Annotated in this window: 6 protein-coding genes and 2 pseudogenes; 2 read left to right on the top strand and 6 right to left on the bottom strand. The window is 70.9% G+C overall.

All coding sequences use genetic code 11. From position 1 onward, the window contains the following. Positions 1-36: 36 nt before the first annotated feature. A pseudogene (gene ssd, locus AOK11_RS18505) lies at positions 37-621 on the bottom strand (septum site-determining protein Ssd); the annotation flags it as partial. Between the two features lie 564 nt (positions 622-1,185). Here ssd and AOK11_RS18500 point away from each other — a divergent pair. Beyond that, complete coding sequence (locus AOK11_RS18500; protein WP_055594829.1) at positions 1,186-2,031, top strand: HAD family hydrolase; 846 nt, start codon at positions 1,186-1,188, stop codon at positions 2,029-2,031. A gap of 486 nt (positions 2,032-2,517) precedes the next feature. On the opposite strand, the gene AOK11_RS18495 is transcribed toward AOK11_RS18500, so the two are convergent. The 4 genes from AOK11_RS18495 to hemL form a co-directional block, all read right to left on the bottom strand. Beyond that, a complete protein-coding gene (locus AOK11_RS18495; RefSeq protein ID WP_055594828.1) occupies positions 2,518-3,381 on the bottom strand; it encodes a Fic family protein in 864 nt (287 codons plus the stop codon). 116 nt (positions 3,382-3,497) lie between these two features. Continuing rightward, positions 3,498-4,766, bottom strand: a complete 1,269-nt coding sequence (locus AOK11_RS18490) for a polysaccharide deacetylase family protein (protein WP_107098620.1) — start codon at positions 4,764-4,766, stop codon at positions 3,498-3,500. A 177-nt stretch (positions 4,767-4,943) separates the two neighbouring features. Further along, positions 4,944-5,681, bottom strand: a complete 738-nt coding sequence (locus AOK11_RS18485) for a histidine phosphatase family protein (RefSeq protein ID WP_055594827.1) — start codon at positions 5,679-5,681, stop codon at positions 4,944-4,946. Then, complete coding sequence (gene hemL, locus AOK11_RS18480; RefSeq protein ID WP_055594830.1) at positions 5,678-6,994, bottom strand: glutamate-1-semialdehyde 2,1-aminomutase; 1,317 nt, start codon at positions 6,992-6,994, stop codon at positions 5,678-5,680. Before hemL ends, AOK11_RS18485 begins: the two co-directional genes overlap by 4 nt. Before the next feature lie 481 nt (positions 6,995-7,475). Here hemL and AOK11_RS18475 point away from each other — a divergent pair, with 481 nt between their 5' ends. After that, positions 7,476-8,090, top strand: a complete 615-nt coding sequence (locus AOK11_RS18475; protein WP_079048245.1) for a hypothetical protein — start codon at positions 7,476-7,478, stop codon at positions 8,088-8,090. A gap of 82 nt (positions 8,091-8,172) precedes the next feature. On the opposite strand, the pseudogene AOK11_RS47005 reads toward AOK11_RS18475, so the two are convergent. Beyond that, positions 8,173-8,818, bottom strand: a pseudogene (locus AOK11_RS47005) (site-specific integrase); the annotation flags it as partial. Between the last annotated feature and the right edge of the window lie 106 nt (positions 8,819-8,924).

Genomic DNA, 8,924 nt, shown 5'->3' with positions numbered 1-8,924 from the left:
CGCTGGCCCGCTTTCGCCGCCTCACGGGGGCGGGTCGGCGGCGAAAGCGGGCCAGCGCAGCCCTTCCGCCGTTTCGCCGCCGAGGACCACATCGAGTCCGCCGCCCAGCGGATCCGCGTCCACCAGGAGAGTGCGCAGCCCCTCGCGCGCCGAAGTGACGGCGAGCGCGCACGCGAGCGTGGAGGCTCCGGCCCCGCCCCGGCCGCCGAGGACACCGACGGTCAGGGCCGGCCGGCCGACGCCCTCGACCACATCGGCGATGCGGTCGACCAGCCACTGCTCGCCGTCGGGCAGCATCAGCACATGGTCGGCGCCGATCTCGACGGCCCGGCGCCAGACCCCGGAGTCGTCCTGGTCACGGCCGACCAGCACCACTCCGCGACGCCGCGTGGCACCGCGCACCCGCCGCGCGGCGTCGTCACCGACGAGGACGAGCGGTGCGGCCTCCCAGCTGCCCCGCCGTTCCGGCACCCCGTGATGGACCTCCGGGGTGGCACCGGCCGCCGCGCACAGGCGCAGCAGGTCGTCGAGGAGCCCGGCGTCCTCGGTGACGATCAGCGGTCCGCCCTGCCTGCCTCCTCCGGCGGCGGGCGGCGGGTCGTGCGTGACGGTTCCTGCCATTTCCTTCCCCCTTCGCTGCATCTCGCGATGCTTCTGCGGCCCCGCGATTCCCCAACGTGTGAGAACCGGCAAGCGGCCTCGATATGAACGGCCGGCGGAAACCGGTCGTACGCGACTCGGCAAACGGAACGAGCGGTGAACTCGCCGCGGGCGGTACGCGTTGGAATCACGGTGCAGCGATCCGGGAAATCGTGTGGATCTTGGTCAAAAACTGTGGACAGGTTGACGCTTGTGAATATCGCCGTCCCCCATACCGGTGAGCCCTGAGCGACCCATGCGCGAATCCCGCAGAGCATCCTTGCGAACACAAAGAGTCACGGATCATGCGCATGACAAAACAACCGGGACCTGGCCGACGAGCGGCGTCCCGGTTGCGTCGAGGAGAAGGAAAATTCACCCGGACATGCGACGACCCCCGCCGGGGGGGAGAGCGGGGGTCGTCCCCACGGCCGACTCGGGGGGGGAGGAGCCGGACCGGGTTAGCACGGTCGCGAACGATCCGTGACTTCCATGGTGTACCCGAGAGCCCTCTTAGGCAAACCCACGCGCCACACCTTACGCCGAATGGGCTGCACCTATGCTCAGGGCGTGGAAAACCACTCACTGCCCCGCACAGCGGCCTTCTTCGATCTGGACAAGACGGTCATTGCGAAGTCGAGCACGCTCACGTTCAGCAAGTCGTTCTACCAAGGCGGCCTGATCAACCGCAGGGCAGTCCTGCGTACCGCATACGCCCAGTTCGTCTTCCTGGCCGGCGGCGCCGACCACGACCAGATGGAGCGGATGCGCAAGTACCTGTCCGCACTGTGCCGCGGCTGGAACGTCCAGCAGGTCAAGGAGATCGTCGCCGAGACCCTGCACGACCTGATCGACCCGATCATCTACGACGAGGCCGCCACCCTCATCGAGCAGCACCACACCGCCGGCCGGGACGTGGTGATCGTGTCCACCTCGGGCGCCGAGGTGGTCGAGCCGATCGGCGAGCTGCTCGGCGCGGACCGGGTCGTCGCCACCCGCATGGTCGTGGGCGACGACGGGTGCTTCACCGGAGAGGTGGAGTACTACGCGTACGGCCCGACGAAGGCCGAGGCGGTCAGGGAGCTGGCCGAGTCGGAGGGCTACGACCTCGCCCGCTGCTACGCCTACAGCGACTCGATGACCGATCTGCCGATGCTGGGGTCCGTGGGCCACCCGCACGCCGTGAACCCGGATCGGGCGCTGCGCCGCGAAGCCGTCACGCGCGAGTGGCCGATCCTGGACTTCCACCGGCCCGTCCGGCTCAAGCAGCGCCTCCCCGCGCTCTCCGTCCCGCCCCGCCCGGCCTTGGCGGTGGCCGCCGCCATAGGAGCCGCCGCAGCCACCGCGGGCCTGGTCTGGTACACCAGCCGGCGCCGTACGACGGTGGCCTGACCGGCCACCGCGAAGGCGCACCGGCCAGGCCGGTTTCCGGCCGGCGAACCGGCGTCCGATTAGTATGCCTTTGAACATAAAAGTAAAGAAGCAGGCCCCCCACTTCCGCTTGCTTGGAACCTGGAGTACAAAGGACTCAACGGCCCGCGAGACCAAGGGCATCCGAGAGGATCACCTTTACAACGCATTTGGCCCCACGGACCGAGCATGGACACAGGGCACCCACGCGACGTCGACCCGTCGATTACGGGCCAGCCGCACCAGGAACGGGCAAAGTTCCCGGCCTGATGGGCATATATCGAGGACGCTTGGTAACCAGGTGGACATGCCAGCGGCGGTACGAGAATTCGTACCGCCGCATCACTGCGCGGCTGACGGCGCAAACGTCTCTCAAGCGCTTTACTGCTTCACCGCCTTCACCGCCGTTCACCGCCTTTACCGCCTTCGCCTCTTCGCTCCCCGCGCAGGCCGGTCGCCCCGCGCGCGTTACGCCGCCCCGCGCTGCAGCGCCTCGCACACCGCCATGGACTCCCGCGCCCCCAGCTCGACCGCCCGTCCGCAGTGGACGATCCAGGCGGCCACGCCCTCGGGGGTGCCGGAGACATAGCCCTCCAGAGCCGTCAGATAGGCCTCCCGGCCCAGTTCGGCGTGGCCGACCTCGGCCGGGCAGACCGACTTCGGGTCCAGCCCGCTGCCGACCAGCACGATGCGCTCGGCCGTACGCGCGAGAAGGCCGTTGCAGGAGGTGAAGGGGCGCAGCGCGAGCAGCTCGCCGTGCACGACGGCGGCCGTGACCAGCGCCGAAACGGAACCGCCCCCGATGACCAGTTCGGCCAGGCCCTCCAGCCTGCCGTGCGCCTCCGCCGCGCCGGGCAGTGGAAGGCCGATCAAGGGCTCGTCGACCGGCTCGCCCTCCTTGCGGGGCCGCCCGACCTGGTCGGCGTGGCCGGCCGCCGCCACCAGGTGCAGCCGGGCGAGCACTCTCAGCGGCGACTGCCGCCAGATGGTCAGCAGCTGCCCCGCCTCGGCGGACAGCCGCAGCGCGGCGCCCATCGTGCGTGCCTCGTCGTCGGTGCCGAAGTCGCTGCGCCTGCGCACCTCCTCCAGCGCCCAGTCCGCGCCGGACAGCGCTGCCGAGCCGCGGGCGCCGCGCAGCGCCGCCTCGGAGGTGATCTCGTTGCTGCGCCGCCGCATGACCCGGTGTCCGTAGACCCGGTCCACAGCCTTGCGCACGGATTCCACGGAGTCGGCCACACCGGGCAGCGAGCCCAGGGCCGCAAGGGGGTCTCCCCCGCTCGAGCTCTTCCGAGAGCTCGGGGGAGGGTCGGCGGTCGCTCCTGTCGTACTCATGAGTACGACATTACGCACCCGGGGCGCCCGCCCCGCGAGGGAGTGGTCTTCTTCACGCCGGGCCGCCGGTCGAAGCCGCGCCGAAGCCGCGCCGAAGCCGCGCCGAAGGCCGCCGCTCACCCCTTCGCCGCGGGCGCCCCGGGCACACCCCTGGGGGCCGGAGCAGGCGCGGCGGGCAGGAAGGACTTCCAGCCCTGCTTCGGGCTCTCGCCCACGTTCAGGGTGCGCAGCTTCTCCAGGGTCTGCGGATCCTGGGCGTCCAGCCAGTCCGCGAGCTGCCGGAAGGAGACGCAGCGGACGTCGGGTTTGGTGCACACCGCCTCGACGGTCTCCTCGACGGCGCGCATGTAGGCGCCGCCGTTCCAGGACTCGAAGTGGTTGCCGATGATCAGGGGCGCCCGGTTGCCGTCGTAGGCCCGCCGGAAGCCCGCGAGCAGGCCGTCCCGCATCTGGTCGCCCCACAGTTCGTGCTTCGCGGGGTCGCCCTGGGTGGTGGTGCCGGACTGGTTGACCATGAAGTTGTAGTCCATGGTGAGCTGCTCGAAGGAGTGCCCGGGGAACGGCACCAGCTGCAGCGACAGATCCCACAAGCCCTGCTTCTTCTTCGGCCACACCTGGTTGTTGACGCCACTGGTGTCGTAGCGGAAGCCCAGTTCGCTCGCGGCCTTCATGAAGTTCTCCTGGCCCTCCAGGCAGGGGGTGCGGGCCCCGATGAGCTCTTTGTCGTAGTCGAAGGGCAGCGGCGCCTCGTTCTTCATGCCGGTGTGCGTCTTCCAGGCCTTCACGAACCACTTGGCCTGGGCGATCTCGTCCTTCCACTCCGCCACCGACCACTCGCCGACCCCGCCGTCGGCGCCGCAGAAGTGGCCGTTGAAGTGGGTGCCGATCTCGTTGCCCTCCAGCCACGCGAGGCGCAGCTGCTCCACGGTGGCGGCGATGCCCTCCGCGTCGTTGAAGCCGATGTCGGAACGGCCCGGCGAGTGCTGCGGCGGGCGGTACAGGTCCCGCTTCTCCTCCGGGAGCATGTACACGCCGCTCAGGAAGTACGTCATGGTCGCGTCGTTCTTCTTGGCGACCTCGCGGAAGTGCGAGAAGAGCTTCTGGCTGTCCTCACCCGCGCCGTCCCAGGAGAAGACGACGAACTGCGGCGGGGCCTGACCCGGTTCCAGCGGCACCGGCCGGGAGGGCTGGTGGGGCTGCTTGCCGGTGAAGGAGGTGGAGCCGTCGCCGATCGGCCGGGCGGTCTTCGTCGGCTCGGGTTTCCCGGAGCGGTCACCACCCGTGGAGTCACCGCCCTTGGAACCGCCCGTACGCCCCGGGCCCGTGTCGCCGCCGCAGCCGGCCAACGAGACGGCCGCGGCGGCTCCTGCGCCGAGTCCGAGCATTCCCCTGCGGGTGAGCGCACGCATGACATCCCCGATCGTCACGTCCTCCGGTGTTCACTCCTTCAGAGGACGTGACGGGAACAAAAGTTCCTCACCCCGTGCGAAGGTTCCGCAACGAACGTCACGAAAGCGTGCCGGGCCGTCAGGTGCGCGGCCCGCTCGGGGGCCGCGCCGGGGCTAGGCCCCGAAGGCCTTGCCCTGGGGGGCGCCCTTGCCCTTCACCGGCTTGGCGCCGGCGAGGAGATGGGCGGGGACGAGATCGCGGGCCGGCTCGCTGTAGCCGACGGAAACGATTTTGTCGCCCAGGTAGGTGAAGGTGGTCAGCGAGGCGAGGGTGCACTGCCGCTTGCGCGGGTCGTGCCACAGCCGCCGCTTCTCGACGTAGGACCGCACGATCCAGATCGGCAGCTGATGGCTGACCAGCACCGCCTCGTGACCGCGCGCCGCGTCCTTGGCCGCGTCGAGCGCGCCCATCATGCGGACGACCTGCTCGACGTACGGCTCGCCCCAGGACGGCTTGAACGGGTTGACGAGGTGCTTCCAGTTCTCGGGCCGGCGCAGCGCGCCGTCGCCGACGCCGAAGGTCTTGCCCTGGAAGACGTTCTCGGCCTCGAGGAGCCGGTCGTCGGTGGCGATGTCCAGGCCGTGCGGCTTGGCGATGGGCTGGGCCGTCTCCTGGGCCCGCTCCAGCGAGGAGGCGCCGACGTGGACGATGTCGCGGGAGGCGAGGTGCTCGCCGACCCGGTCGGCCATCCGCCGGCCCAGCTCGGAGAGCTGGTAGCCGGGGAGGCGGCCGTAGAGGACGCCCTCCGGGTTGTGGACCTCGCCGTGCCGCATGAGGTGGACGACGGTGAGGTCCCCGTTCCCCGTGCTCCCCGTGCTGGTACCCGTGTTCTTGTCCGTGCTCTCGCTCATGCCGTCGCCTCCGCTGCCGCTCGGGCCGCCGCGGGGAGGGCGTCGGCGATCCGCTGGACGGCCCGGTCGTCGTGCGCGGTGGACACGAACCAGGACTCGAAGGACGAGGGCGGCAGGTAGACGCCGTTCTCGAGGAGGGAGTGGAAGAAGGCGGTGTAGCGGAACGACTCCTGCGTCCTGGCGTCCTCGTAGTTCTTCACCGGCCGGTCGGTGAAGAAGACGGAGAACATGTTGGAGGCGTTCTGCAGCGTGTGCGCGACGCCCTCCTTGGTGAGCGCCTCGGTGACGAGGGAGCGGATCCGCTCCGAGACGGCGTCGACCTTCTCGTAGGCGGCGTCGTCGAGCAGCCGCAGCTGGGCGAGCCCGGCGGCGGTGGCGACGGGGTTCCCGGAGAGCGTGCCGGCCTGGTAGACGGGTCCGGCGGGGGCGAGGTGGGCCATGACGTCGGCCCGCCCGCCGAAGGCCGCGGCCGGGAAGCCACCGCCCATCACCTTGCCGAAGGTCATCAGGTCGGGCCGTACGCCGTCGACGCCGAACCATCCGGCGCGGCTGGTACGGAACCCGGTCATGACCTCGTCGGAGATGTACAGCGCGCCGTTCGCGGCGCAGACGTCCTTGAGCCCCTGGTTGAACCCGGGCAGCGGCGGGACGACGCCCATGTTGCCCGGGGACGCCTCGGTGATCACGCAGGCGATCTCTCCGGGGTGCGCGGCGAAGGCGGCGCGTACGGCGTCGAGGTCGTTGTAGGGCAGGACGATCGTGTCGCCGGCCTGGGCACCGGTGACACCGGGGGTGTCCGGCAGGGCGAAGGTGGCGACGCCCGACCCGGCGGCGGCCAGCAGCGCGTCGACGTGGCCGTGGTAGCACCCGGCGAACTTGATCACCTTGGCGCGCTGCGTGAAGCCGCGGGCGAGCCGGATGGCCGACATGGTGGCCTCGGTACCGCTGGACACCAGCCGGACCTGCTCCAGCGGCTCGATCCGGGCGACCATCTCCTCGGCGAGCGCGACCTCGCCCTCACCGGGCGTTCCGAAGGAGGTGCCGCGCGCGACGGCGTCCTGCACGGCGGCGATCACCTCGGGGTGCGCGTGCCCGAGGATCATCGGCCCCCAGGAGCAGACGAGGTCGACGTACTCCCGTCCGTCGGCGTCGGTCAGGTACGGACCGGTGCCGGACACCATGAACCGGGGCGTGCCGCCGACGGCCCGGAAGGCACGCACCGGTGAATTCACGCCACCGGGGGTGACGGCCGCGGCACGATCGAACAGCGTCTGCGAGGCTTGGGCTTCGTACGGGTAGGGCAGTTCGCTCATGACCTGCGACTTCTCCGGCATCTCCGACATCTCGGACTCGGGCTGCGAGTGACCTGTTCAGGGTAGGCCAGGCGCGGACGGGGAGCCGGAGCCCGGCTCCTGCCGAGGCCCGGAGTGGGGGCCGCACCCCCGCCCGAAGCCCTCCGCGGGGCCGGGTGAGTAATCCGGCCCCACCTGCCCGTACCACCCTTTCGTACAACCATTTCGTACGCGTGTTTCGTACGGCCGCCCCCGCGGCCGTTCACGGACGCGGGTATTCGGTCCCCCACAAGGGCATCCGGTCCCGATTCGCCCGTGATCTGCGAAACTGGCGTGGGAGTGCACACAGCTCACCCGGCCCGGGGCGGCCGGGCGCTGAGAAGGACCCGCGGGCAGATGCAGCACCGCACGTTTCGGCGGGCGGCCGTGGGGGAGGTCACTGACACGATGATCGGGTTGCGCGGCGGGGCCACGCGGCCTAGAAAAGCAGTCGGGTGGAGATATGCATCGCGGTGGCGGACTGGGCGAGGGGACTGACGACCTCGGTCCTCGACGTTCCCGGCGGGGAAGGCACCGGCGCGAGGCGGAAGAGGCGGACGAGGCCCGTCGGGCACACGGTGCTCCGGGCGAGGCCGAGCCGATCGACCCGTCGAGCGCGGGAAGCAGGAATGGTGGTCGAGTGGGGGTGACCTACAAGTACTTCGGCGCGCCGGACGGCGCCACCGCCGCCCGCGTCCCGATCTCGATGCGCCCCGAGGAGCTCGGCGGCGACGAGCTCGGCATGGGCGGCATGTTCACCAAGATCAAGCCGGAGACGATGGCCGCCATGGTCCTCACCGGCATAGAGGGCGTCCCCCTGCACAAGGTGCCGCCGCTGGAACTGGTCGTCCTGCACCCCGACTACGCGGTCGTGAAGCTCCCCATGACGGCCGTCGACCGCCTCCGCGACATAGGCGAGGAGACGGTGGGCGCGGCCGCCTTCATCTGGTCCACGGTCCCCGACCGCGGCGGCCCCAGCGACGCGTTCAACGTCTACCAACTGCTCCACGAGTGGCAGGACTTCTCGCACCGGCTGCATGAGGCGGGGCACCAGCCGTACTGCCTGGTGTGGCCCTGAGCCGGGGTTTCACTGAGAGCGGGCGGGGTCTTCGGGCCTCGCCCTTTTCAGTGCGGGAGAGGGACCGTCAGGCCGCCAGGGCTCATTGAGGGCACATCGGTTTCTCCGGGGTCACTGGTGCGCCCAGGGTGCCGGAGGGTCTTCGGCGGCGTCGTCGATCGCCTTGCGGGTCCGGGTCCCGCTGGATGACAGCAGGTGCGTTCGGGTCCGCAGCGTGAAGCCCGGGCCCGAGTGGCCGAGGCGCCCGAAGAGCGCCTCGGTACCCTCCCCCGCGTCCAGAAACGCGGAGGCGCCGGCGGCGCCGGCGGCGCCGGCGGCCGGAGGGTGTACACACCGTCGTCCGGCGCCGACTGGAGGCGCCTCGCCCCGCGTTCACGCGGAGGGATCACACCGGCGGCGGCCGGGGCGGACTCCCGGGCGCCCTCGTCGAAGACGCCGTGACCGCAGGCCCGGCCCTTCTCGTCGACGAAGAGCGGGCGGAAGGCCTTCGGCTCACCGTCGGGCTCGGGCCGGCGTGATCTCGGCGGCGGGAACTCCTTCACGAGTGCCTCGAGGGCGGCGGCCGGTCGGTCCGGCGGAGGAACTGACCGGACCCTGCCGCCCTCAGGCAGGACGGACACGGGCTCCGCACCGACGAGCCGTACCTGACGGTGCCGTATCCAGCCGCCCCTGAAGTCGATGCCCTCGACGGCGGCGAAGCCGAACACCTCGACGGGGCGCGCGACGCACTGCGGCGGGACGGCCTGACGGACTGCCAAGAGAGCCGGACCGGGCAGCCGCCTCCTCGAGCACCCCCCGGCCGCACGTGCACCCGAGCGGCACGGCGCCCCACCC

It is taken from the genome of Streptomyces hirsutus (assembly GCF_001418415.1).
Classification (GTDB): Bacteria; Actinomycetota; Actinomycetes; order Streptomycetales; family Streptomycetaceae; genus Streptomyces; species Streptomyces hirsutus.
Note: the sequence above shows the minus strand (reverse complement) of the source record. Positions and strands in the feature narration are given on the sequence as shown.